General features: G+C 66.3%; 18 protein-coding genes. 8 read left to right on the forward strand and 10 right to left on the reverse strand.

The annotated features are described in order from the left end of the window. Window positions 1–323 precede the first annotated feature (323 nt). Both NGM06_RS13500 and NGM06_RS13505 read left to right on the forward strand, forming a co-directional pair. On the forward strand, window positions 324–704 hold the full coding sequence (locus NGM06_RS13500) for a MaoC/PaaZ C-terminal domain-containing protein (RefSeq protein WP_254267461.1): 381 nt from the start codon (window positions 324–326) through the stop codon (window positions 702–704). 137 nt (window positions 705–841) lie between these two features. Then, complete coding sequence (locus NGM06_RS13505; protein ID WP_254267462.1) at window positions 842–1,396, forward strand: metal-dependent hydrolase; 555 nt, start codon at window positions 842–844, stop codon at window positions 1,394–1,396. Here the strand turns inward: NGM06_RS13505 and NGM06_RS13510 are convergent, their stop codons facing one another. After that, entirely contained in the window at window positions 1,397–2,395 is a 999-nt protein-coding gene (locus tag NGM06_RS13510) for a DUF7547 family protein (protein ID WP_254267463.1), read from the reverse strand. Window positions 2,396–2,448: 53 nt separating this feature from the next. Next, window positions 2,449–3,648, reverse strand: a complete 1,200-nt coding sequence (locus NGM06_RS13515; protein ID WP_254267464.1) for a GNAT family N-acetyltransferase — start codon at window positions 3,646–3,648, stop codon at window positions 2,449–2,451. Between the two features lie 113 nt (window positions 3,649–3,761). Here NGM06_RS13515 and NGM06_RS13520 point away from each other — a divergent pair, with 113 nt between their 5' ends. Continuing rightward, entirely contained in the window at window positions 3,762–3,992 is a 231-nt protein-coding gene (locus NGM06_RS13520) for a hypothetical protein (protein WP_254267465.1), read from the forward strand. A 17-nt stretch (window positions 3,993–4,009) separates the two neighbouring features. Here NGM06_RS13520 and NGM06_RS13525 read toward each other — a convergent pair whose 3' ends face one another. Beyond that, window positions 4,010–5,098 (reverse strand): NADH:flavin oxidoreductase/NADH oxidase, encoded by a 1,089-nt coding sequence (locus NGM06_RS13525; RefSeq protein WP_254267466.1) that lies wholly within the window; start codon window positions 5,096–5,098, stop codon window positions 4,010–4,012. A gap of 126 nt (window positions 5,099–5,224) precedes the next feature. On the opposite strand from NGM06_RS13525, the gene NGM06_RS13530 reads away from it, so the two are divergent. Continuing rightward, window positions 5,225–5,923 (forward strand): DUF7504 family protein, encoded by a 699-nt coding sequence (locus NGM06_RS13530; protein ID WP_254267467.1) that lies wholly within the window; start codon window positions 5,225–5,227, stop codon window positions 5,921–5,923. 28 nt (window positions 5,924–5,951) lie between these two features. On the opposite strand, the gene NGM06_RS13535 is transcribed toward NGM06_RS13530, so the two are convergent. The 3 genes from NGM06_RS13535 to NGM06_RS13545 all read right to left on the reverse strand — a co-directional run bounded on the left by NGM06_RS13535 (window position 5,952) and on the right by NGM06_RS13545 (window position 8,355). Continuing rightward, complete coding sequence (locus NGM06_RS13535) at window positions 5,952–6,791, reverse strand: hypothetical protein (protein ID WP_254267468.1); 840 nt, start codon at window positions 6,789–6,791, stop codon at window positions 5,952–5,954. Between the two features lie 81 nt (window positions 6,792–6,872). Next, the gene (gene dpsA, locus NGM06_RS13540) at window positions 6,873–7,406 is read right to left on the reverse strand and encodes a DNA starvation/stationary phase protection protein DpsA (protein WP_254267469.1); all 534 of its coding nucleotides are present in this window, start codon (window positions 7,404–7,406) and stop codon (window positions 6,873–6,875) included. 151 nt (window positions 7,407–7,557) lie between these two features. Next, window positions 7,558–8,355 carry a sugar phosphate isomerase/epimerase family protein gene (locus NGM06_RS13545; RefSeq protein ID WP_254267470.1) on the reverse strand — a complete coding sequence of 266 codons (798 nt, stop codon included), beginning with the start codon at window positions 8,353–8,355 and terminating at the stop codon, window positions 7,558–7,560. 140 nt (window positions 8,356–8,495) lie between these two features. Between NGM06_RS13545 and NGM06_RS13550 the strand changes: the two genes are divergently transcribed. The 3 genes from NGM06_RS13550 to NGM06_RS13560 all read left to right on the forward strand — a co-directional run bounded on the left by NGM06_RS13550 (window position 8,496) and on the right by NGM06_RS13560 (window position 15,234). Next, a complete protein-coding gene (locus NGM06_RS13550) occupies window positions 8,496–9,137 on the forward strand; it encodes a cupredoxin domain-containing protein (protein WP_254267471.1) in 642 nt (213 codons plus the stop codon). 75 nt (window positions 9,138–9,212) lie between these two features. Beyond that, window positions 9,213–11,558, forward strand: a complete 2,346-nt coding sequence (locus NGM06_RS13555) for a COG1361 S-layer family protein (protein ID WP_254267472.1) — start codon at window positions 9,213–9,215, stop codon at window positions 11,556–11,558. 745 nt (window positions 11,559–12,303) lie between these two features. Then, a complete protein-coding gene (locus tag NGM06_RS13560) occupies window positions 12,304–15,234 on the forward strand; it encodes a hypothetical protein (protein WP_254267473.1) in 2,931 nt (976 codons plus the stop codon). A gap of 46 nt (window positions 15,235–15,280) precedes the next feature. Here NGM06_RS13560 and NGM06_RS13565 read toward each other — a convergent pair whose 3' ends face one another. The 3 genes from NGM06_RS13565 to NGM06_RS13575 all read right to left on the reverse strand — a co-directional run bounded on the left by NGM06_RS13565 (window position 15,281) and on the right by NGM06_RS13575 (window position 19,917). Beyond that, window positions 15,281–17,842, reverse strand: coding sequence for an efflux RND transporter permease subunit (locus NGM06_RS13565; RefSeq protein WP_379793554.1), 2,562 nt, complete (start codon window positions 17,840–17,842; stop codon window positions 15,281–15,283). Between the two features lie 357 nt (window positions 17,843–18,199). Then, window positions 18,200–18,493 carry a hypothetical protein gene (locus tag NGM06_RS13570; protein WP_254267474.1) on the reverse strand — a complete coding sequence of 98 codons (294 nt, stop codon included), beginning with the start codon at window positions 18,491–18,493 and terminating at the stop codon, window positions 18,200–18,202. 209 nt (window positions 18,494–18,702) lie between these two features. Next, window positions 18,703–19,917 carry a Cdc6/Cdc18 family protein gene (locus NGM06_RS13575; protein WP_254267475.1) on the reverse strand — a complete coding sequence of 405 codons (1,215 nt, stop codon included), beginning with the start codon at window positions 19,915–19,917 and terminating at the stop codon, window positions 18,703–18,705. A gap of 468 nt (window positions 19,918–20,385) precedes the next feature. Here NGM06_RS13575 and NGM06_RS13580 point away from each other — a divergent pair, with 468 nt between their 5' ends. Next, a complete protein-coding gene (locus NGM06_RS13580) occupies window positions 20,386–21,681 on the forward strand; it encodes a glycoside hydrolase 5 family protein (RefSeq protein WP_254267476.1) in 1,296 nt (431 codons plus the stop codon). Window positions 21,682–21,726: 45 nt separating this feature from the next. Here NGM06_RS13580 and NGM06_RS13585 read toward each other — a convergent pair whose 3' ends face one another. Then, the gene (locus NGM06_RS13585; protein WP_254267477.1) at window positions 21,727–23,157 is read right to left on the reverse strand and encodes an aldehyde dehydrogenase family protein; all 1,431 of its coding nucleotides are present in this window, start codon (window positions 23,155–23,157) and stop codon (window positions 21,727–21,729) included. Between the last annotated feature and the right edge of the window lie 46 nt (window positions 23,158–23,203).

The raw sequence follows: 23,203 nt of genomic DNA on the forward strand, positions 1-23,203 counted from the left end.
GCTGTCGGGAGCGTTCGGCATCCGATGCTGGCGACGCGGTGACGACCGTACGGCAACCTGACCGTCGCGAAACGTGGTGACGCGTTCGGCGGCAGGCCGAGCAGTCAGTCGGGAGCGAAGGGTTTCGGGTCATGGGTCGATGGCTGAAGGACCTTCCGTAAAGCGTCCTTTACAGTAAAGCGTGCTTTACACATTTACTTAATTCTACCGGTTCAGTTGACACGTTCCGCAACGCGGGGAGTCGGGTCGAGCGCCGAACGACCCTGTCCGAGAGTGTCCTCGAATCGTTAGTTCCAGTATCCTACGCGCTAAATTGGACGCCGATGACTGCACCCGCGGCGGGCGACATCAGAACGTTCGAGCGAACCTTCACGCCCGAGGAGGTCCGGCAGTTCGCCGAACTCTCCGGCGACCGACAGCCACGCCACCTCGAATCCGACGAGGAGGGCCGCCTGCTGGTTCACGGACTGCTCACGGCCACGATGCCCACCAAAATCGGCGGTGACTTCGAGGTCCTCGGGCGGTCGATGACGTTCGAGTTCCTCCGCCCCGTCTACACCGGCGACACCGTGACCTGCGAGATGACCGTCGAGACGGTCGAAGAGCACGAGGACCGCTACGACCTCACCGCGTCGGTCACCTGCGAGAACGAGAACGGCGAGACGGTGATGACGGGCACCGTGGAGGGACTGGTCCGGAAGTGAGACGACGGTGGGCATCGGCATCCACTCGAAAGCATCTCGTTCGCCTCGCCCCCAGCGGCCGACACCCGCCCGGCGTGTTCGACCGCCAACACCCCATAAACCGGTAGATTAACATTGAACCCGCGACCGCTTCCGGTATGTTCCCGCCGGGCCACTACGGGATGGCGCTCGCGCTCTACGCGGTGGTCGGGTACGGACTCTCGTCTCGCGGCTACGAGCGCGACGCGCTCTCTGGCGGCGGTATCGTCCTCGCGTACACGCTCTTCCCGGACTTGGACGGCCAGTTCGAGTTTCTGGTCCACCGGGGCGTGACCCACACCCTCTGGTTCGCGCTGGCGGTCGGCGTCTTCTGCGTGCTGGTCGTGGCGTCGTCGCTCCGGCACCGGCCGCACCGCGAAGCGATTCGGGGTGCGCTCTGGGCGTTCTTTCTCGGGTCGTCGTCGGTCGTCGCCCACCTGCTCGCGGACGTCATCAATCCGTGGGGCGTGATGCCGCTCTACCCCGTCTCGCCCGCGCTCTACACGCTGGACGTCGTTCGCGCGACCAACGACGCCGCCAACTACGCCATGCTCGCCGCCGGGGTCGGCGTCGCGACGGTCGCGTGGCTCGCGGCCCGGCCGAGACGGTCTCGTCCGTCGCTCGCTCGACGGCTCTACCGGCGACTCCGCGACCGGGAACCGGTGGCCGAGTAACTACTCGTCGTTCGAGTCGTCGTCGGAATCGCTGTCTCCGGGTTCGAGGTCGTCGGAGGCTTCGTCTTCCGCCGCGTCACCGTCGGTCTCCTCCGCGTCGTCCGCACCGCCGGTCGGCCGGGCGCTCTCGCTCTTCCGGTCCTCGATTTCGTCCTTGATGGACCGCAGTTCCGCCTCCACGTCCACTTCCGCGCGGTCGCCGGAGCCGTCTCGGTCCTCGCCCGAACCGTCGTCCTGCTCTCGTCCGCGTTCGTCGTCGTCCGCACCCTCGTCGGTGAGTTCGATGGTCGTCCCTCCGTCGAGACCGGTGTCGGTGCGGTCGCGGTCGGTTCGCTCGCGGTCTGCGTCCGACTCGCCCCGCCGGGAGTCGGTGTCGTACCGCTCGCGGTTGATGTCGCGTTCGCGCTGGCGGGCCTCGTCCACGTCCCGGCGCTCGTTCTCGACGCGGTCGCGTATCTCCCGGTTGATGCGCCGAACGTCGTCGAGGATGCCCCGCGCCTCGTCCTCCCGGGGCAGGTCGCTCTCTCGAATCGTGGTCTCAACGTCTTCGAGCGCCGATTCCAGTCTGTCGAGGGTGAGTCTGCTCGCGTCGGCCGCCCGGCTTTCGAGGCGGTCGCGCTCCTCGTTCACGACGCTCCGCTCGGGGTCGATGACTCGAACGACCTGCTGGAGCGCCTTCAGCGCGCGGACGTTGGCTTCGAGGACGGCGATGGCGGTCGGAATCGCGTACTCGCCGGTGAACGACAGCACTTCGCGAGGGGTCGGCGGTCGCGGCAGGCCGAGCGGTCCCTCCGGCGGTCGGCCGAGTTCGTCGCGGAGTTCGCGCACTCGCGCTTCGAGTTCGGCGACGCGCTCGTCGATTTTCTCGGGGTCGCGCCGGTCCGTGGAGTCGCGTCGGTCGTCGGGGGTCTCGGCGTCTCGGGGGTCCACTACGTCGCGGCGGTCGCCGGGTGTACGCCGGTCGTCCCGGTCGCGCCGGTCGTCGCGGTCGTCTCTCATGGTCGGTCATACGTGTCGCGGCGTAAAGAGTTTGGCCGCTTTCCGGGGTCGAGTCAGAAGTGATCGCGCGGGAAGACCTCGGTCTCGGGGAACATCGCCGACAGCGTCTCGCGCGCGGCGGGCGTCCGCACGTCGAGGTCGGTCAGCGACTCCGCGTCCGCGACCGAGTGATAGCCGACGTAGACCTGCGAGAGCGCGGAGACGCTGGTGACGACGTCGGCCTCCGCGTCTCGCGCAGTCCGCTCGCAGGTCGCCCGGCCGCCCTCGACTCGGACCCGGAACGCGCCGTCGTTCCAGTCGGCGAGGGGGTCAGAGACCGCGACGGTGAACGATGCGTCCGGCGCGTCGGGGTACTCCAGCGCCTCGAACGCCGCCGGAACGTCCACGAGTCGGACCATCGGGCCGGGCTTGACCTCGCAGTCGATGTCCGCGGGGTCGGTCGCCGAGTCGAGTAGGGTGGTCTCCAGCGGGCGGTTGATACTCATTCGCTCGACCTGCGAATCGTGGTCGGCGAGGAACCGAAGCAGGTTCACCCGCGCCTCGCGGTCGGCGGCCGCGAAGTCGGAGACGTGAAGCCGCTTCCCCTCGCTCTCGTCCTCGACGCGGTAGACGAGGTAGCCCCGGAGTTCGCCGTCCTCGGACTCCCAGCCGTACGCGTAGGGGTCGGTCTGCCACCCGCTGAAGATGCGCTCGCGCCACCAGTCCTCCGTTCGCTCGATGCCGAGTTCGTACCCCTCGTCGGCGGCCGCGAGGACCGAGTCGAGGCGCTCGTACTCGTCGGCGTCGATTGGGCGGAACTCTCCGCCAGCGAGGGAGTCGTCTCTGGTCCACCCCAGCGCCTCGGGGTCGCACTCGTACCGCGTCCACTTGTTCGCCAACCCCCACCCCTGTCGCTCGTAGAACGGATGCTCGAACGCCCAGAGCGCCGTCAGCACGTCGCCGCGGTCGCGGTACTCCCGCAACGACTCGGCGAGGAGTCGAGTGACGTGGCCCTTTCGACGGTGGTGGGGCGGGGACGCCACCGCCGACAGGCCGGGCATCTCCAACTGCTGACCCCGGAGGCGAGTCCGGAACCAGTAGTGCCGACAGACGCAGAGCATGCTGTCGCCGTCGAACAGCGCTCGCTCGTCGCCGGGTTGCTCGTCCGGGTCCCAGTCGTACTCGTCCTGCGGGCCGTCTTCTGGACTGAACGCGTACTCGATGTACTCCTGAAACTGCTCCGTCCGGTCGTCCGGAAGCGGCCGGTACTCCATGGCGTAGGGCGCGTCCCGGTCCGACAAATAGGTTGCTCCGGTGTGAGACGGGGTCGCAGGAGAGCCAGCACCGTTTGCGAAGCATTTTGGTCGGGCGAGTAACACGTCGAGATATGTCCCGAATCTCCGCCCGCGATGCCCTCGAATACGCCACACGAGACGAGTTTCTGAAGCTCTACGGCGTCCTCGTCGTCGGATGGGTATTGACGCTCGTCGGTCAGTCGGTGGCGACCGGAATGACGCCTTTCGGGTTCCTCCTCGGCACTCTCGTCGTCATCGCGGGTCTCGTCGCGACGCTGGCCGCCGCGGTGGCTACCCTCCACAAAATTCTCGCGGAGCGTTGACCGTCCGTCGCACCGACCTACTTCGCCGCGCGCGAGTACTGAATCGGCCACTCCACCTCGTCGGCGTCCAGTTTCTCGGCGGCGTGGAGCGCGAAGTACGGGTCTCTGAGGTGTTCGCGGCCGACGATGGCGAGGTCCGCCCGGTCGTTGCGAATCAGGGCGTCGGCCTGTTCGGCCTCGGTGATGCCGCCGACCGCACCCACCAGCGCCTCTGTCGCCTCGCCGACGCGTTCGGCGTAGCGCACCTGATAGTTCGGTCCCGTCTGGGGAATCTGCTGGTCGGGGTGGGTGCCGCCCGAACTCACGTCCACGAGGTCCGCGCCCGCGTCCGCGAGCAGGGGCGCGAGGCGCTCGGTGTCCTCGACGGTCCACGACTCGCGGTCCGGCAACCAGTCGCTCGCCGAGACCCGGACGAAGACCGGTCGGTCGCCCGGCCAGACCTCACGGACGGCCGCCACGACCTCTCTGAGGAGACGCGTTCGGCCCTCGAAGTCGCCGCCGTACTCGTCCTCGCGGCGGTTCGTGACCGGCGAGAGGAACTCGTGGAGCAGGTAGCCGTGGGCGGCGTGGACCTCGGCGATTTCGAAGCCCGCGTCGAGCGCGCGTTCGGCCGCGGCGACGAAGTCGTCCTTCAGGTCTTCGATGTCCTCGCGGGTCATCTTCCGGGTCTCGGCCTCGCCGTCCTCGTATGGGTAGGGAACCGCGCTCGGCGCGAGCGTCTCCCATCCGCCTTCGTCCGGCGCGAGCGGTTCGCTCCCCTCCCACGGTCGGGTCTTGCTCGCCTTGCGTCCGGCGTGGGCGAGTTGGATGGCGGGTGTCGCGCCGCGCTCGGAGACGAACTCGGCGACTGGCGCGAGCGCGTCGGCGTGGTCGTCGCTCCAGATGCCGAGGTCGTTGGGCGTGATGCGACCTCGTGGTTCCACCGCCGTCGCCTCGGTCATCACGACGCCAGCGCCGCCGGTCGCGCGACTACCGAGGTGGACCTCGTGCCAGTCGGTCGCCAGTCCATCTCGGTCGCAGGAGTACTGGCACATCGGCGATACCATCACTCGGTTTCGGACCGTCGTCTCGCGAATCGACAGTGAACTGAACAGATGGTCAGTCATCGCCTGTGTCTCGTCACTCGGGGTCCGAAAGGCCTCTGCTCACCCACGTTTCTTGCCGACGACTCGGAACCGGCGTTTCACCTGCCCGAAACACTTATTGTACGCGCTAGCTTTATTGGTGAATCAATGTGTGGGGAGGAACGAAGGGGGAGTCAGGCGACGGTCCGATTCAGGCGTCGGCTGGCGAATTTGAAGCGAAACGGGAGCAACATCCTGCTCGTCGGCAGCGAGGCGCTCGACGCGGCCTGCGAACGGTTACTCGGAGAGTCGAGTGCGGGACCGCGGTACCGTCTGTTCGTGACGACCGACGCCAGACCCGGAGCGGCGGACGCGAAACTCGCGTCCGTCGAGTCGGGACTGCACGGCGACGAGGCGTTGGTCGTGGACTGGCAGGCCGACGTGCGCGGGAGTCGCGCCGCCGACGGACTCGACGACGACGGTCCGCCGTTCCGACGCGTGAGCGTGGAGAGCGACGACCTGCGCGAACTGGGGGAGACCGTCGAGGAGAGTATCGCGGAGTTCGATCCGGGTCCGAACGGGTTCTCACCGGCGGAACTCCGACTCTGCTTCGACTCGATTACGCCGCTGGTCGCCGACCACGACGAGAGAGACGTCCGTCGGTTCCTGCTCGGCCTGACCGAGACCGTCGAACGGTTCGACGGGATGGCCCACTACCACCTGCCAGTCGAGTACGACTCCGAGACGGTCCGGTCGGTCGAACCCCTGTTCGACGCGGTCGTCGAGGTACAGTACGGAGACGGCGACGTGGAGCAACGCTGGCACCTCACGGACCCCGGCTTCACGACCGATTGGCTGCCGCTGTAGGTCCCTGGCGAGTTCGAAAACCGTTCGACTACCCCTTCGCCCCCGTTCCGGCGGTAGCGGCCTGCTCGTCCTCGTGACCGACGTACCACGGATACTGTTCGAGGATACGCTTCCAGACGCGAGCGTCGGACCCCGGCGACTCCCGATTCAATTTCCGAATTCGGCGCAGGTCGCCCTTGCCGAGGCGGTCGAAGTGCGGCTTTCCGAGGAGTTCCTCGATACCGCGAGAGTCCTCAGTGCCCTCGATTCGCTGTTTCCGGCGCTCGCGGTCTTCGGCCACGAGTTCGCCGGGACTGAGACTGTAGTAGTACGACTCCACGACCGGAAACCAGCCGCGACTGATGGCCCGGTCGGTGCAGGCGAGTAGTCGCGACCGAATCGCCGACTCTGCCTGCCGACGCTCCGAATCAGGTTTCGTGCGACCGACCGTCTCGACGGCGATATCGACCAGCGTGTCGTGGGCCGAGAGCAGCGCGTGGAGGTCGTCCACGCAGTCGCTGAGCGCCTCGGCGGTCTTGATTCGGAATCTACGCTCCGCGCGTTCGTCGTGTTTCAGATACTTCCCCTTGGCGTCGTCCTCGTACTCGCGGGCCGCAAAGTAACGTTCGTTGACCCGGACGAGTGCCTTCAGATACGCGGCCTTCGCTTCGTCGGCCTCCTCGGACTCCGTTCGACCGTCCGACGAGTCGAGGCCCTCAGAACCGAAGGGCGCGTGGACGACTTTCTGTCCTGCCGCCGACAGTGCCGCGAGAAATCTCTCGCCGTCGTACCGGACGTAGTCGTGTCTCCCGTCGTTCTCTTCGACGAGGTACTTCGACCCCGTGAAGAACGCTTTCGACACCATCGGCGCTGTTTCGTCACGACTCACCGACCGGTAATAAATCTCTCGTGGATTATCACCCGCGAAAATCGAACGGTAGAACCACAGAGAGGCACGCGAACCGGCGAATCAACGCGGCGAGAGCGAGTCGCGTGCCAGAAAACCGTGGATGGCGTGTGCGCGGGATTCGAGTTCGACCAGTTGCTCGCGGAGGAGCGACCCGGTGGCGTGGTCGCCGAGACTCTCGGCGAGTTCGATGTGACTGCTGACGCTCTCGATGAGGTCGCCGTAGGCGTCGAGGTCGCTCTCCAGCGAGGCCCGGACGTCGTACACGTCCGCGCCCTCGAACGGGACGGGACTGTGGCGCTCGAACGCCGCCGGACCGCTTACCGGAACTCCTCCGATGGCGGCGACTCGGCCTGCCAGCACGTCGGCGTGACGTTCCGCCTCGGCCGCGGCATCGCCGAAGAATCGGCCGAGTTCGGCCGACTGCGCTCCGGTGACGGTCCAGTAGTGCTTGCGGAGTTGATGGTAGAGGACGTACGTCGCCGAGAGGTCGGTGTTCAGCGCCTCGACCACCTGCTCGGCCTTCTCGGCGTCGAAGCGCACGGCGTTGCCCTCGACGGTGCCCGCCTGCTGGAGTACCTGCCGCTGTTGGCTCACGTTCGTGTTCCCCCGCGTCGCGTACCACCGGCGGCCGCTTAAACCTGTTCGCAGTCGGTCGCCCCGTCCCGACCGTCCCTCCTCGTCGGCCGTTCACTCGTCTCCCATCTTTCGTCGGTCGTTCACTCGTCGCCCGTCTCTCGTCGGTCGTTCACTCGCCCACCGTTTCTGTATCGACCGCCGTGAGAACCTCGTCCAAGTACTCCTTGCTCACGCCGATGTAACCGTAGTCGAGGGTGAACACTTCCAGCGAGAGCGTCCCCGACCAGTCCGCCGGGAGCGCGCCAAGAACTCGCTCGAAGTCGATGGTTCCTGACCCGAACGGCAGGTGTTCGTCCTGCGGTTTCCGGGTGTCGTTCAGGTGGAAGTGCGAGATTCGGTCGCCGTGGTCGCCGACGAACCGCGCCATCTCCGCCGAGTCGAGACCGTCTACGCGAGCGTGGCCGGTGTCGAACGTCATCGCGGCGTCGGTCTCCTCGAACAGGTCGGGGAAGTTCCGGGTCGAGAACGCGCCGCCGGGGATGTTCTCGAAACAGATTTCGACGTCGTCGGGCGTCTCGGCGTCCATCTCCCGGACCGAGTCGAGGACGATGTCCCGGAGGTGGTCGCGGTCCCACGCGGGACCCCACGCCTTCGAGTTTGCGTGGGCCACGCCCTTCTCGGCCCCCATCTCGGCCGCGGTTTCGGCGGCCGCGACGAGTTCCCGAATCGCGCCCTCGCGGACGTGTTCGTAGGCCGACCCTACGTCGAGCGCGAACGGGAGGTGGACGAGCAGGTCGAGGTCCCGCGCGGCGGCCGCCTCTCGGACCGCCACGGGGTCGAACGCCCGACGCTCGTAGTCGCCGTCCATCAGCAGTTCGACGTAGTCGAATCCGTACTCCTCGGCGACGTCGAAGGCCGCCTCGTGGTCCATCCCGAGTTGGGTGACGAACCCGGTCGTATTCTCCATGGCGCGACCACGACGGCCGAGCAGTTAGTCGTTGCCGGGCCAGCGGTGGGGCTACCGGCCGTCGTTCGCACTGTCGGTCTCCCGTGGCGGTGGCCCGTGGACTCTTACGGATTCCCCGCCAAGTTACGCCGAGAAGGGAGATGACGGGGGACTCTACGACTGCCGAGACTGCGGACGCAAGGAGTGAGGGGACGGGAGCGACGGGTGAACGAGACGAGAGCGACGACGGCGTGACCCGGCGGTCGTTCATCCGGACGACTGGTGCGACCGCCGCGGCGGGGGCGACCGTCGCCGCCGGGAGCGACGACGCGTCTGCGCAGGCCCAGACGTATCGCTTCGGCGGCGAGGTGGCGGCGTGGCACGGCCGAGCGCCCCCGGAGATAGAGGGCGAGACCAATCCGAGCGTCGAGTTACAGGCCGGAAACGAGTACGAGTTCTGGTTCGAGAACCTCGACGGCGCACCGCACAACATCACGATACAGGACGCTCAGGGGAACGTCATCGCCCAGTCCGAACTCATTCAGGAGGAGGGCGCGACCGCCTCGGTGACGTTCACCGCGACGCCGCAGGCGGCCCAGTACATCTGCACGATTCACCCGACCACGATGGTGGCGGACGTGAACGTGACCGGCGAACTGGAGGGCGGCCAAGGCGGTCCCTCCATAGAGTCGCTGGCGTTGGTCGGCGCTCTCGCCCTCGCGTTCGTCTCCCCACTGCTGTTCGCGCTGTTCCTCTTCTCGCGCAGGTCCGACGGTACCGACGAGGCCGCCGTTAGACGGTAGTCAACCCGACGTTTCCGCGGTTCAACGACTGCGGTCCGCGGGGCCGTTATTGTCTTCGGGAACGCAGACGAGTACATGAGAATCACGGTACTCGCGCTCGCCGTGGCGACGGTCGTCGCCGGGACCGCAGCGCCCGCGGTCCCCGCACTCGCCCAAGACGAGGGGACGGTCGTCGGCCGACCGAACATCGAACTCTCGGCCACCGAGAACCGGTTCGGGGGCGGCGAGCAGGCGGTCCTCGACGTGTACGTCTCAAACAGCGGTGACCTCGATCGCGGCGGTCCGGCCCCGTACGAGGAGCGGGTGACGACCGCCCGCAACGTCAGACTCGAAATCGACGAGTCGCGGATGGACGAGCGACTCGCCCGCCACGTCGAGGTCGAGACCGGGACGGTGTTCGCCGGGACCGTCCCCGAGGGCGTCGCCGGACCGTTCGGGTTCAGCCTCGAACTCTCGGACTCGATTCGGCCGGGCACCTACGAGATTCCGGTGGAAGTCACCTACGACTACACCAACCTCGTGCGCTACGGGCCGGGCACCGCGCCCGAGTACGGCGATTCCTCGCGGTCGACCACGGCGTACGTCACCGTCGTCGTCGAGGACCAGCCACGGTTCGAAATCGAGACCCAGAACCTCACGCGCGTGACCGCGGGTGACACCACTACGTATCGCCTCGACCTGACTAACACCGGCACGCAACCCGCCACGAACGCGGAGGTCCGACTCTCGGCGGCCAACTCCTCGGTGTACTTCGGCGGGAGCGACGACCGCCAAGAGCAGACCAGCGTCTTCGTGGACCGACTCGAACCCGGCGAGACCGAGTCGTTCGACGTGACGGTCGGCGCGAGCGCGGACACCGCGCCGGGCACCTACCTCGCCGACGCCGTAGTGGCCTACGAGAACCCCAACGGCGTCGCCGCGCGGTCCACGCGACTCACGTTCGGAGTCGCGGTCGGTGCCGAGCAGCGCTTCGCGGTCCGACGGGTCGATAGCTCGCTCCGGGTCGGCGATACCGGACTCGTCACGGGGCGAATCGTCAACACCGGTGAGACCAACGTCTCGAACGCCGTGATCGCTCTCGCCAGCAACGATTCGAACTTCGCGCCGCGGGCGACCGAGGTCCCGGTCGGCGACCTCGCACCCGGCGAGTCGAAAAACTTCAGTTTCAGCGTCGAGACCGCCAACGACACCGACCCCGGCCCGCGCCCCGTCAGTTTCCGAGTCAGGTACCGCAACCCCTCCGGCGAAACCCGGACCAGCGACCTCATCGACGCTCGGGTCGCGGTCGCTCGCGAGCAGCGTTTCGACCTCCGAGCGACCGCGTCCGGACTACAGGTCGGCGACCGCGGCAACCTCTCGGGCACCGTCGTCAACACCGGCGACCGGAACGTCTCGGACGCCGTGGTCGTCCTCCAGACCGAGGGGACGGGCCTCGAATCCGGAACGACGGAGTTCGCCGTCGGCGACCTCGCACCCGGTGAGGCGGCGACGTTCGACTTCGAGGCGTCGGTGCCGAACGACACCGACGCGGGTTCCCGACAGGTCTCGTTCAGAGTCCGGTACCGGAACGCCGAGGGCGAAGTCCGATACAGCGACTCGATAGACGCCAGAGTCACCGTCGGCGCGGAACAGGAGTTCCGCGTCGAGAGCGTCGAGGGGGACCTCCGGGTCGGCGACACCGGCGATATCGTGGGGGAGGTCGTCAACGCCGGGAATCGGACCGTCTCGAGCGCGGTCGTGGTCCTCCGGACGAACAACCCCAACGTGGACCCGCGGGAGACCGAGTTCGCTGTCGGCGACCTCGCGCCCGGCGAGGCGGTCCCGTTCGAGTTCACGGTGGACGTGAACGGCGAGGCCGAGGCCGGGCCTCGACAGGTCTCGTTCAGGGTGCGCTACCGGAATCAGGACGACGACCTGCGCGTCAGCGACACCTTGGACGCCCGGGTGGACGTGGCCGAGGAGCGCGACGAGTTCCGAGTCGAACCCGTCAACGCCACCGTCCCGTCGGGCGGTTCCGAAGTCGTCGCCTTCCGCGTCACCAACACCGCCAACGAGACGCTCCGGGACGTGGAGGCCAAACTGTTCGCCAGCGACCCGCTGTCGAGCGACAACGACGAGGCGTTCGTCTCGCGACTCGAACCGAACGAGTCGGCGGTCCTCCGGTTCGCCGTGGGAGTCTCGGGCGGCGCGATTCCGAAGACCTACCCGGTCTCGATGGATTTCACCTACGAGAACGAGCGAGGCGACACCGTTCTGTCGGAGGCCTATCGCGTCCCGATAGACGTGACCGAGCGACAGCGTCGCGGCCTGCCGCTCCCGGCCGACCTGCCCGCTGGGGGGGTGGTCGTGGTCGGTGGGGCGGTCGTCGCGCTGGCGCTGGCGTGGTGGAAGCGGGACGCCATCGCGGGACTGCTCCCGTGAACCGACGGCGCTCGATTTAAACCCTTCGCGGTAACGATTCACGACCGAAGCTCCATCTCGACTTACCGGCGTTAGCCTCCGACTGACGGCACACCTCGTACTGGACTCCGGCACAACCGGCGGATAATCGCATATAAGACGGTACGTGCCACCCGCAAAATGATAGATATTATGAAACCACTGGCGGACGCATATTTTCGTTAGGTTACCCTAACCAGTAACCCGTATTACAGTTATCGTATCGACAGTTCGGCGTGCTTCATCGGTGGCGAAAAGTGGGGGTAACGCCGTGTTTTACGGGGTTTCTCCCAAGGCCGAGCAGGGTCTGGCGGAACGCTCGTGAATCCTCGGATGACCCGTTCCTGATACTACCCTCTGCCTATCCTCGGCCACGGCTAGAGATATTCTCTGCCTATGTGAGTAATCCCCGTTTCAGGGCTTCAGTCTGCCGTGGAGTAACCGTATTAAGCGATATCTAATCGACCGGGCTGAAAACGGTCAGGCCTCTTTATCAGTGAAACCGGCGTCGCTCTCTTCCGAGGTGAAACTCGGTAGTAGTCAAGCGCGGAGAGGACGATTTGCCGAACGACGACGGTCGAATGGGGGTACCGCCAGTCGAGTACTGATACGGGTTCGAGAACGCCGGTATCAGCGAGAATAACGAACTATGATAGATAAGCTTACATCGAAGAAGAAAACGAGCGCACTCGTACTTACGGCACTTATGGTGCTCTCGACGATCGCCATGTCGGGAGCCGTTTTAGGTGCAGAGGTACAGCGCGGGGGACAGGACCCGACTTTCAGTCCGGGCGTCGGCGGACCGAACACCGTCGTAGTGTCGGAGGAGAAGCCGGTCGTCTTTCAGGGTGAGGAGGACATCAACTTCGTACAGGACAACGGTCAGGCGATAGACCCCAGCCAACTCATCGGCGTCTCCGGAGACGCCGAAGGCATCCCGCTGGAGGAACCGATTCCGCGCGACCAGGAACTCGGCCAGTACGCCGTCAACGGCCAGCGCGATAACATCGGTCTCACGGTCCAGAGACCGCGCGTGACCGACCTCGAACTGTTCAACGAGCGCGGCGTGGACGTCGAAGGCTCGACCGTTCAGGAGGACGAGACGCTCCTCGTCAAGGCCGACTGGAACTTCCAGGAGGCCGAGGACCTCTCGCTCGAAGTCACCGACGAGAACGGCAACGAGATCACCGGCGACGTGCTGACCAACGTCGAGTCGCTCACGCAGGACCAACTGCAGGAACTCAACGGCGCGTACGCCGAGTACCCCGAGATGATAGACAACCCCGGACAGCGGGGCACCGGCACGGGCGTCGAGTACCTTCAGGGCATCGGTCAGTTCAACCAGACCCAGCTCTCGACAGGTAACACCAGTGTCGAGTCGGCGTATTGGGCCATCGACCTGAGCGACCAGAGCGCTGGCGACTACACCATCACCGTCGAAGGGTGGGACAACCTCGACCAGGAGTCGGCTACCCAGTCCACCGTCGTCTCGGTGACGGGTGAGACGAACGTCGCGCTCGACCTCGAAGGCGACGAAGCGACCCGCGGCGAGAACGTTCGCTACACCGTCCGCGGTTCGACGGCGGGCGCGAGTCACATCGTCACCATCGAGGACAACGACTTCCGGAACAACCAAGTCAACGAGGAGGTGTTCCGCGGCGTCGAGGACGTCGTCGACCGCGGGACGCTCGACACGAACAACAACGGTCAAGCAGACCTCGCGTGGGCGCAGGTCGAGGTCAACGAGGACACCGGTCTCGGCGTCGGCCAGATAGACACCTCGTACCTCGACGACACCAACGTCGACGTGAACCTCTACCAGGAGGGTGTGAACCTGACTGACATCGCACAGGACCCGGGTGACACCGAGGACGACCGGACGCTCAACGTCGTCCAAGGCGGCCTGACGTTCGACCAACCGGCGGGCACGTACATCGCCGGACAGGAAGTTGACGTTACCGGGTCGGCCGCACCCGGCGTGGACGAGGTCGCGGTGTACGTCCGCGACCAAGGCGACTGGGAACTCGCCGACATCAACACCGACGGCGAGTTCACCCAAGAGGACCTCATCAACGTGGACTCCGACGGCGAGTGGGAGGAGCGCGACGTGCTGCTCTCGCAGGCGTCCGACATCCTGAGCATCCCCGGTCGGTACCGAATCGGCGTCGTCGAAGGTGACGACGTCCTCGGACAGAACGGGACTATCCAGGAGCAACTGTCCACGTCCGCGTTCAGTAGCGCCACCAGCGAACAGACGTCCATCATCGTCAGCGAGCCGACGCTGGGCGAGAGTAACAACAGCTCACTGGCCGCGTCGTTCGGTGCTAGCGCACCCGCCATGGCCATGCAGGACGGCAACAACACGACCGACGATCAGCGGATACAGCAGGACACTCCCGTCACTAACGAGAACCCGACGTGGGTGTTCCGCACCTACAACGGTGAGATCTCCGTCGAAGACGGCACCGTGGAGGTCACGGGCGTCGCACCCGGTCTCCAAGAAGTGCTGGTCGTGATGGTCGATTCGCGCGGACGCGTCGTCACCGAGACGGTCAGCGTGGACAACAACGACATCTTCGAGGAGGACGACATCGAGTTCGTCAACGCGGACGGCCGCGAACTCAACGAGGGCGAGATTACCGGCATGGTCATCGGTCTCGGCCGCGACACCGTCGTCGGTGACGGCGTCGTGCCCGGACAGGACCAGGCCGACCTCGCCTCTCTCGAGAACTGGATCAAGAGCTTCGGCACCGGACTGACGAAGGATCAGGTCGTCGCGCGTATCGTGGACGAGACGACCGGTGAGGCTGGCAGTGACGACCTGATGCTTCGGCAGAACTTCAGGTACGCGGACGCGGCGACCTCGATATCCGCCATCCTGCCCCAGAGCGAGGCGAACGTCACCACGCAACCGGGCCTCCAGTCGCGCGTCGAACCCATCCCGGCGGGCCAGACGATGGTGGTCGAGGGCGTCACGAACCGCAAGCCCGACGACAACACCATCACGGTGGAAGTCATCAACGGCCCGAGCGCCGACCAGTTCGATTCGGCGGCGGTCGACCAGTGGGGCCGCAACGGCATCTGGTCGGTCAACATCAGCACCGAGGGCATCGAACCCGGCACCTACACGCTGGAGGTGGACGACGGCGACAACACCGACATCGTCCAGTTCCAGGTCGTGGGTGAGGGGGAAGGCCAGCAGGGCGAGCAAGCAGAACAGAATCAGACCACGACAGAAGCGGGAAATGAGACCGGCGCGGCGGAGCAGAACGAGACCCAAGTAGGCGAGGAGACGACCGCCGCCGCGGACGACCAGTCTCAGGAAGACGTACAGGCAGGAAACACGCTCGAAGTCAGAAGTGAAGGGACGCCGCTGAACTACACCATCGACTTCGCCGGGAACGTCCAAGCGGTCAGCGACCAAGCCGAAGCGACCGACGAAGTCAGCGACGACGGTACCGTCACCGGTCAAATCGGCAACGGTGACGCCAGCGACGTCTACCAGTTCGTCGGACGGATTACCGACGTCTCGGCACAGGGGGACCTGAGCAACGCCACGTTCATCCTCAACGGCAACGAGGTGCCGCCGGGTGAACTGGTCGAGAGTTCCGGGAACTCCTCGTCGGTAGTCGCTCCGGCAATCGTCGGCACGGCGTAACGCTCGCCGTCCGCACGACGCGACCCCCGACGCGGTTCTTTTTTCGTCACTCGACGTCGCCGGGAGCGACCGCACCGTCAGCGGCGTCGGCCGACGCCTTCGGTCCCGTGAAGCGCGCCCAGACCACGAGGACCGAGGGGAGAACCACGAGCGACGCGACGTAGGAGTACACCACGCTCAGCGCAGTGAGGAGTCCGAACTGGCCGATGGCGGGGAACACCGCCAGAACGAGGACGCCGATACCGAAGACGGTGGTGAGAACGCTCCCGGTCAGCGCGCCGCCGGTGCCGGTGATAGTCCACCGGAGAGCGGCGAGGGCGTCGTCCCTCTCGTCGGTCCGGCCGGGCGTGGCCGCCCCGCCGAGTTCGTCGGTGAATCGGTAGACGACGTGGACCGAGTAGTCGATGCCGAGACCGATTGTGATGGCGAGAACGGTCGCGGTGAAGGCGTTGAGCGAGATGCCGACGTACCGCATCGTCGCCGCGAGCGCCGCGACGGTCACCACGATGGGGACGAGGTTGACCACGCCGAGCGAGGGTCGGCCGACGAGGAGCCAGTAGACGAACACGAGGAAGACGGCAGTGCCGACGAGCGCGACGGCCAGACTGACCACCGCCGACTCGAAGATGAGGTCCGAGACGGCCTGAAACACCACGATGTCGCCCGTGGCGGTGGCCTCGTACCGATAGCGGTCGGCGACCGCCCGGGCGTCTTCCGTGACTTCGGCCGGGTCGGCGTCGCCCTCCACAGCGTAGACCACGCGTGCGCTCCGGCGGTCCGCTGCGAGGTACTGACCGGCGAGAGCGGCGTACTCGGAGTCGAAGAGGGCGTCGTAGACCGCGTCGAGGTCGTCGTCCGGGATACCGTTCCCGTCGCGGTCGTTGCGCGCGACGAGGCGGGCGAACTCGGGGTCGGTGGCCGCCAGCGACCGGACGACGGTGACGATGCTTCGCTCGCTGGCGCGGCGACCCCCGCCGGTGTCGAGAGGTGCGTCCGTCGTCCGTTCGGTGACGAAGGTGTCCGGAGGGTCCGCACCCGCCCGGTGGATGGCTTCGAGCGCGGTGTCGCGGATCATCGGTCCCTCGACGAAGACGACGACCTCCTCGCTCTCGCCGGTCTCGAAGTTCGCTTCGAGGAAGTTGATGTCACGCGTGACGGTGTACTCGCTCGGCCGGAACGGTTCGGGGAGCGCGCGGAGGTACTCCGGCGTCTCCTCGGGCGGGAGTAACTGCTCCTGACTGAACGAGGTGTCCACTCCGGTCGCGTATCCCGCCGCTCCGGCGGTGAGCGCGGCGGTCAGCAGCAGGAAGACCAGCGGTGCTCGCCGGGCGATACCGACGCCGCCGGTCAGCGCCCGGCCGAGCGACGACTCCTCGGCCCCGAGAGGCGTCTGACTGAACGTCGGAATCGGGTAGCGCTCGCGGGCGTAGTCCAGCAGGACCTTGGCGGCCGGGAGGAACACGCCGAAGACGAGCGCGGTGAAGACTATGCCGACGCTGGCGACGAGTCCGAAGTCCCGAATCGGCAGGAGTTGGCTGGTGAAGTTCGAGGCGAACCCGATGACGGAGGTGGTGGTGACGACGAAGAACGCCACGAGCAGTTGGTCGGTCGCGGTCCGCATGGAGTCGGCGACGCCGTACCCCTCGACGCGCTCCTCGCGGTAGCGGTTGACCGCGTGGATGCCGAAGTCGATGCCGACCGCGAGCAGGAGCGGCGGGACGGCGATGAGAATCTGGTTGAACGGGATGCCCGCGAACCCCATGAAGCCGAACGTCCAGACGAGGGCCATCGCGAGCGCGACGATTCCCAGCAGGAGGTCCGCGAGGTCCCGGTAGGCGACGACGAGGAAGACGACGATGAGTATCGCGGCGGCGGGCACCACGACTATCAGCGTGTCGCCGATGACGGTACCGAACTCGGCGGCCACGATGCCCGCGCCGAAGACGCGGACGTCCCCGCCGACAGACGCCGTGACCGACTGCATCTCGCGTTGGATGGACGTGAGCGGGTTCGTCCCGGCCGCCTCCTCGTCGCTGGCGAGTTCCGGGACGGCGTGTTCGACGAGGGCGATGGAAGCGGTCGCGCGGGCCGACTCGGAGTTGAAGTCCTCGCTCAGGAGCGTCCGGAACGAGGGGTCGTCGAGAGCGGCCGCTCGGACCGCGATTTCGATTCGGTTGGGAGAGGCGCGCTCAACCGCCCGGAGTTGCTGTTCGGCGGTGGTCGCGTCGGGGTTCAGAGTGCGGGCGACCACGCTCGCGGGACTCGTCACGCCGGTGATTCGGAGGTCCTCGCGCTCCGCGAGACGCTCCTGAATCGCGAGCATCCGGGTCAGGCCGCGCTTCGAGAGGACGTTCTCGCCGGTCTGGATGAGTTGAGTCGTGGTCGCGTCCGGCCCGAACGGGGGTTCGAACTCCCGGTTCACCGCCTCCAGCGCGGTCTGCTCGGGCACGTCCTCGGCGAAGCTCTCGGTGCCCGATTCGGTGGAGACCTGCATCGCGCCCACCGCGAACACGGCGCTCACGACGAGGAAGACGGCGACGACGCTACCCGGTCGGTTCACGATGCGGTCGTCCAGCCAGTCGATGACGCGCTGGTAGTCGAGTGCCACGATTTTCCCCCTCCTCTCCTGCCGCGAGCGCGACGGCGAGTCGCCCGAGTGCGACGGCAGTCAGGCGGAGTACCACGCCGAACAGGAAATAGTCGAGGGGGCGGTTGACGGGTGGAGGGTTGCGGTGGACGGGTCGAGGGTGGCGATGGACGGGGTGAGGGTGGTGATGGACGGGGCGAGGAGGAGACGGTGGGAGTTGGGGCAGACGCTCGGTCGGAAGTCGAACAGGGAGTCCGTAAGGGCAATTCCGGGAATCGGAGAGGCGGAGGACGGAGTACCCGGTCTCGGAACCACGGTAGCTCGGCGGAACTGAGGTTTCGAAACGACGGAACGCGCCGAATTCGAAACGGCCGGGACTCAGAAGAACCGCCGGACGCTCCAGTACATCCCGGAGAACAGATTGCGCGCCTCGCGGACCGGCGAGAGGCCCGCGTCGGGGTCGTCCGCGCGCCCGAACTCGGCTTCGAGCGACTCGTGCGTCACGCGGCGGAGTTCTCCGGTGTTGGCGCGCCGACCTTCCTCGTCGGTTACGCGGAGCAGCGCCACCTCGTGGGTAGCGCCCACGACGCGGTAGACGCCGGGGGTCAGCGCCATTCCCTCGACGTCGCGCGTCCCGTCAGTCGGGCGGTAGTGCTCGCCGACCTCGACCATGTGTACGCTCGGCTATTCTGTCGAGAGCCGAATAGTTTGGGGACGGGTAGTGACGGACGTGCTCGGGATACCGTCAGTCGTGCGGTCGCAGAGCGGAGCGAACGACTGCTCGGAAGACGCGGTCTGTCTTCCGGTGAGTTTCCCCGAGGTTTAGCTTACGAGAGAATCCGGACTGCAGACCCGGAGCGACCGAGCGCAGCGAAACGTGGCTACAGGTAGCCCTTCACGCTCGCGTGGACGCCCATCGACTCGAAGGTCTCTTCGAGGGCGTCCAGCACGACGGCGAGGTCCTGCTGGAGGTCGTACTCGCGGTACTTCCCGCCCGCCGACCCCTCGTTGATTTCGGTGACGTTGAGGATGCCGAGCATCGAGAGGTCGTCCAGATGCTCGCGGAGCCACCGCGCCGTGAGCGAGTCCTTCCCGGCGGCGTCGGCCAGCGACTTGTATCGGGTGTAGATTTCGCGCGAACGGGCGGGCGTGTCGTCCTCGGCCTCCAGCGTGGCGAGGGCGTACACGACGAGGCGCTCGTGGTCGTTGAGGTCCGCGATGCCGCGGGCGACCTGCTCGCGTTCGAGGAGTTCCCGGCCCCGGCGGACGTGCTGTTCGGTGACCTCCTCGTCGTTCTCCTCGCGGGCGAGGTCCCCGGCCTTGAGCAGGAGGTCGAGGGCCTTTCGGGCGTCACCGGACTCCTGCGCCCCGAACGCGGCGCAGAGCGGGACCACGTCGTCGGTCAGCACGTCCTCCTTGAACGCCACGTTCTTGCGCTGTTCGAGGACCGCCCGGAGTTCGTTGGCGTCGTAGGTCGAGAAGGAGATGGCGCGTTCACAGAGCGAGGAGCGGACCTTCGGCGAGAGGGAGTCGCGGAACGTGAGGTCGTTGCTGATGCCGATGAGACCGATGCGGGCCTCCGTGAGGTTCTCGTTCTCGCGGGCGCGCGAGAGTTGATAGAGGATGGAGTCGTCCTTGAGGTGGTCGATCTCGTCCAGCACGATGAGGATGATGCCGCCGTAGTCGTCGAGTTCCTCCCACATCAGGTCGTACACCTGCGAGCGCGAGTAGCCCGTCTCGCTGATGTGGTTCGAGGGGTTGCGCATGGTGTTGACGAGGTTGCTGGCGACCCGGTAGGAGGAGTTGAGACCGTCGCAGTTGATTATCTCGGTCCGCACGTCGAGGTCCTCGTACTGCTCGGCGTTGTCTTCGAGTTTGTTCAGGAGAAATCGCGTGGCCGCGGTCTTGCCCACTCCGGCCTTTCCGTAGAGGAAGATGTTGTCTGGCTGTTCGCCGTAGATTGCGGGTTGGAGCGCGCCGTGGTACTCGTCCAGTTCGTCGTCGCGTCCGACCAGCGTGTCCGGCGTGTAATCGTCTAATAGCGCCTCCCGATTGGTGTAGGGGGAGTACTCCCGGACGAAGTCGAAGGAACCCATGGTACTCGGGGACCACTTGTGGCGGGTTCATGAAGTTATCGAAACCACCCGTTCCGCTGATTCCGCTGATTCATGTGAGCGATTCGTTTAAGAAATACCCCCACCCCGTCGTTCCGCTGAATTCCGCGAGAGGAGGGTGGGGGTGCCCCCAGCGCCGCTCTAGAAGAGCAACTTTCTTGTCCTAGTTGCGAAAACCATACCCGTAAACTAGTCAAATTAGACTATTTCGACTACCGAGTCGCGGAAAGAACTCCGACTCTTCGATACGACAGATTCCCGCCCTCCCCTCCGTGAGAGATTCAGCGGAACGATGGGGTGGGGGAGTTTATAAATTACCCCAAACAGACGAAACACCGGAAATGGTGGTTGACCGTACCACGACCGCTCCCCGGTCCGACCCTTCGGTCTCCAGTCGAAGGGGTTCAATACGACCGAATGCTTTTATGCAGTCGCTCGTTCCACTCGTTCGTGGACGACGTTCGAGACGACGGTGTGAACGAACGCCTCCGAGACGTTCACGGCGCGGTGTACATCCCGCAGAAAGACTGGAACGCCTACCAGATGTGGGCCGACTACCGCAACGCCGTCGTCGAGCGAGACCTCGGCTACGCCGCCACCGTCGGTCTGAACAGTGTCCGCGTGTTCGCGTCCTACGAGTACTGGCGCGAGGACGGTCCGACGTTCTTCGCGCACGTCGAACACTTTCTCTCGGCCTGCGACGCCCGCGATGTCCGGCCCGTCGTCGTCCTCTTCGAGGCACCGCCGACGGACCCTCCGACCGAGCAGAATCGTCGGGAGACCGACCCCGAGAGGGCCTTCGGCGTCCACTCGCCGTCGCGTCCCGAGGTACTGCAACCGCGCGACTGGAAGGGGTACGACCGGTCGCCGGTCCACTTCGCCCGGCGATGGGCGCGGGAGTTCGCCGAAGACGACCGCCTGCTCGCCACCGAAATCATGAACGAACCGGGGACGGTCCAACCCCGCCGTGACTTCGTGACCGACGCGCTCCGGACAGTCAGGGCCGAGGCCCCCGACGCAACCCTCACGATGGGCACCAAGGACGTTCGGTTCGCTCGATTCTACGACCGTGAGGCCCTCGACGGTCTCGCCGGACTCGACGCCTACCAGTTCCACATGAACCTCCCGAAGCGACCGGCCGAGGCCTACGAGTACCTGACCGAACAGCGCGCGCTCGCCGACGAAATCGGTGCAGAAGCTACAGGCACCGCGAACTCCTCGGAAACCGACGCCCGTAAACCGCTCTGGTGTACCGAGTGGCAGCGCACGCTGGAGGAACCGCCCTCGCGGTTCGCACCGAACCTCGCCAGTCTCGCCCCGACGATTCAGAAGGCTCACGCCGATGGAACCCTCGACGGCGACTTCTTCTGGAGTCTGCTGCTCCGCCCGGCCTACCTGCGCGAACCGCGCGAGAACGGTCGAGTCAACGGTCTCTTTCACGCCGACGGCGCTGTCTACTCCCGCCGCGACGCGGAGGCAATCGCGGGCCGACCGCTCGCGCTGGAGGAGCGACACGCGCTCCCGGCGTCGTGGCGCGCGCACCGGTTTCCGTATCCCGGCCCGGTCGCCGACGGAGGAGTCCGGTCGAGCGACGGTGACGGACGCTCCGGCGACGCGCACCCCTCCGACGAGAACTTCAGTCGCCGGTCGAAGTCGGACGGAATCGAGGGGTTTCGCGCGCTCCACGAGTCGCTGGTCCGACGAATCAGAGACGCGCTCGGTCGCGGTCGGTCCCGCGAGAAGTGACGACGCGTACTCACCGAAAACAGAGAAGAGACCGAAGACCGCCGCTCAGAGGATGATGCTCTTCTTCCGGACCATCTCCTCGATGGTCGTGTGGAGACCCTGCCGACCGATGCCGGAGGCCTTGTTGCCGCCGAAGGGGATGTCGCCGAGACCGTGACTCGGAGCGCCGTTGATGCGGACCGCACCGGCGTCCAGTCGGTCGCTCAGGTCCATCGCGCGGTCGTAGTCGCTGGTGAACACCGACGCGTCGAGCGCGAGGTCGCCGCGGTTGGCGATTTCGACGGCCTCCTCCTCGTCCTCGAAGGTCGTCACGGCCGCGACCGGGCCGAACTGCTCCTCGTGGACGATGCGGGCGTCGTGGGGCACGTTCGCCAGCAGGGTCGGTTCGAAGTGTGCGCCGTCGCGCTCGCCGCCGCGCACGAGGTCAGCGCCCTTCTCGACGGCGTCCTCGACGAGTTCCTCGACCCACTCGGCCTGCCCCTCGTTGATGAGCGGTCCCATCGTGGTGTCCTCCTCGAAGAGGTCGCCGGGTTGCCAGCTATCGACTTCGGCCTCCAGCAGGTCCACGATTTCGTCGTGGACCGACTCGTGGGCCAGCACTCGGCTGACCGCCGAACAGCGCTGACCGGCGTACTTGAACGACCCCTTGGCGCACTGGCCCGCCACGTCCGCGAGGTCGGCGTCGGGGAAGACGACCGCGGGCGCGTTGCCACCGAGTTCCATGTGGAGGTTGACCATGCCGCTCTCCTTGGCGACGTGCTTGCCCGCCGCGCTGGACCCCGTCATCGAGACGACGTCGATTCGGTCGTCGCCCGAGAGAACGTCGCCGATGACGCTCCCGCGACCGGGGACGAAGTTGAACGCGCCGTCCGGCAGGTCGAGTTCCGAAACCACGTCCGCCAGAATCGCGGCGCTGACGGGCGTGTCGCTGGCGGGCTTGAGGATGACGCTGTTCCCGGCCGCGAGCGCGGGTGCGACCGACAGCGCGGTGGTCGAGACGGGGTAGTTGTACGGCGTGATTGCCAGTACCGTGCCCATCGGTTCGTGCTTGACGATGGCGTCCCAGCCCTCGTGTCCGGCGGTCGTTCCCTCTCGGAACTCGCCTTTCAGCGACCGGATTTCCTCGCACGCGCGGCGGAATCGCTCGGCCGCGCTCTCGACCTCGCCGCGCGCCGAGGAGATGGGCTTGCCCGCTTCCCGGACGATGACCTCGGCGAGTTCCTCCTTGCGCTCCAGCAGACCGTCGGCGATGGCTTCGAGCCACGCGACGCGCTGGGGGATGGTGGTCTCGCGCAGTTCGGCCTGCGCGCGCTCGGCGGCCGCGAGCGCGTCGTCGGCCTGCTCGGGACTCGCGGCGGCGACTTGTGCGAACGACCCGCCGTCAGCGAGGTCGGAGACTTCGAGTACGTCGTCGGCGTCGAGCCATTCGCCGTCGATGTAGAGACGTTCTCGACGCTGGAGTGGTTGTTGGGACATACCCGTCCCTTTGCGCTCCGGGGGTAAAATATTTACTCACGATTGG

It is taken from the genome of Halorussus aquaticus, from assembly GCF_024218795.1.
Classification (GTDB): Archaea; Halobacteriota; Halobacteria; order Halobacteriales; family Haladaptataceae; genus Halorussus; species Halorussus aquaticus.

Bases quoted from the DNA above. Each gene is read 5' to 3' on its own strand.
- NGM06_RS13500 (WP_254267461.1), top strand. From the start codon at position 324: ATGACTGCACCCGCGGCGGGCGACATCAGAACGTTCGAGCGAACCTTC.
- NGM06_RS13505 (WP_254267462.1), top strand. From the start codon at position 842: ATGTTCCCGCCGGGCCACTACGGGATGGCGCTCGCGCTCTACGCGGTG.
- NGM06_RS13510 (WP_254267463.1), bottom strand. From the start codon at position 2,395: ATGAGAGACGACCGCGACGACCGGCGCGACCGGGACGACCGGCGTACA.
- NGM06_RS13515 (WP_254267464.1), bottom strand. From the start codon at position 3,648: ATGGAGTACCGGCCGCTTCCGGACGACCGGACGGAGCAGTTTCAGGAG.
- NGM06_RS13520 (WP_254267465.1), top strand. From the start codon at position 3,762: ATGTCCCGAATCTCCGCCCGCGATGCCCTCGAATACGCCACACGAGAC.
- NGM06_RS13525 (WP_254267466.1), bottom strand. From the start codon at position 5,098: ATGACTGACCATCTGTTCAGTTCACTGTCGATTCGCGAGACGACGGTC.
- NGM06_RS13530 (WP_254267467.1), top strand. From the start codon at position 5,225: ATGTGTGGGGAGGAACGAAGGGGGAGTCAGGCGACGGTCCGATTCAGG.
- NGM06_RS13545 (WP_254267470.1), bottom strand. From the start codon at position 8,355: ATGGAGAATACGACCGGGTTCGTCACCCAACTCGGGATGGACCACGAG.
- NGM06_RS13550 (WP_254267471.1), top strand. From the start codon at position 8,496: ATGACGGGGGACTCTACGACTGCCGAGACTGCGGACGCAAGGAGTGAG.
- NGM06_RS13555 (WP_254267472.1), top strand. From the start codon at position 9,213: ATGAGAATCACGGTACTCGCGCTCGCCGTGGCGACGGTCGTCGCCGGG.
- NGM06_RS13560 (WP_254267473.1), top strand. From the start codon at position 12,304: ATGTCGGGAGCCGTTTTAGGTGCAGAGGTACAGCGCGGGGGACAGGAC.
- NGM06_RS13570 (WP_254267474.1), bottom strand. From the start codon at position 18,493: ATGGTCGAGGTCGGCGAGCACTACCGCCCGACTGACGGGACGCGCGAC.
- NGM06_RS13575 (WP_254267475.1), bottom strand. From the start codon at position 19,917: ATGGGTTCCTTCGACTTCGTCCGGGAGTACTCCCCCTACACCAATCGG.
- NGM06_RS13585 (WP_254267477.1), bottom strand. From the start codon at position 23,157: ATGTCCCAACAACCACTCCAGCGTCGAGAACGTCTCTACATCGACGGC.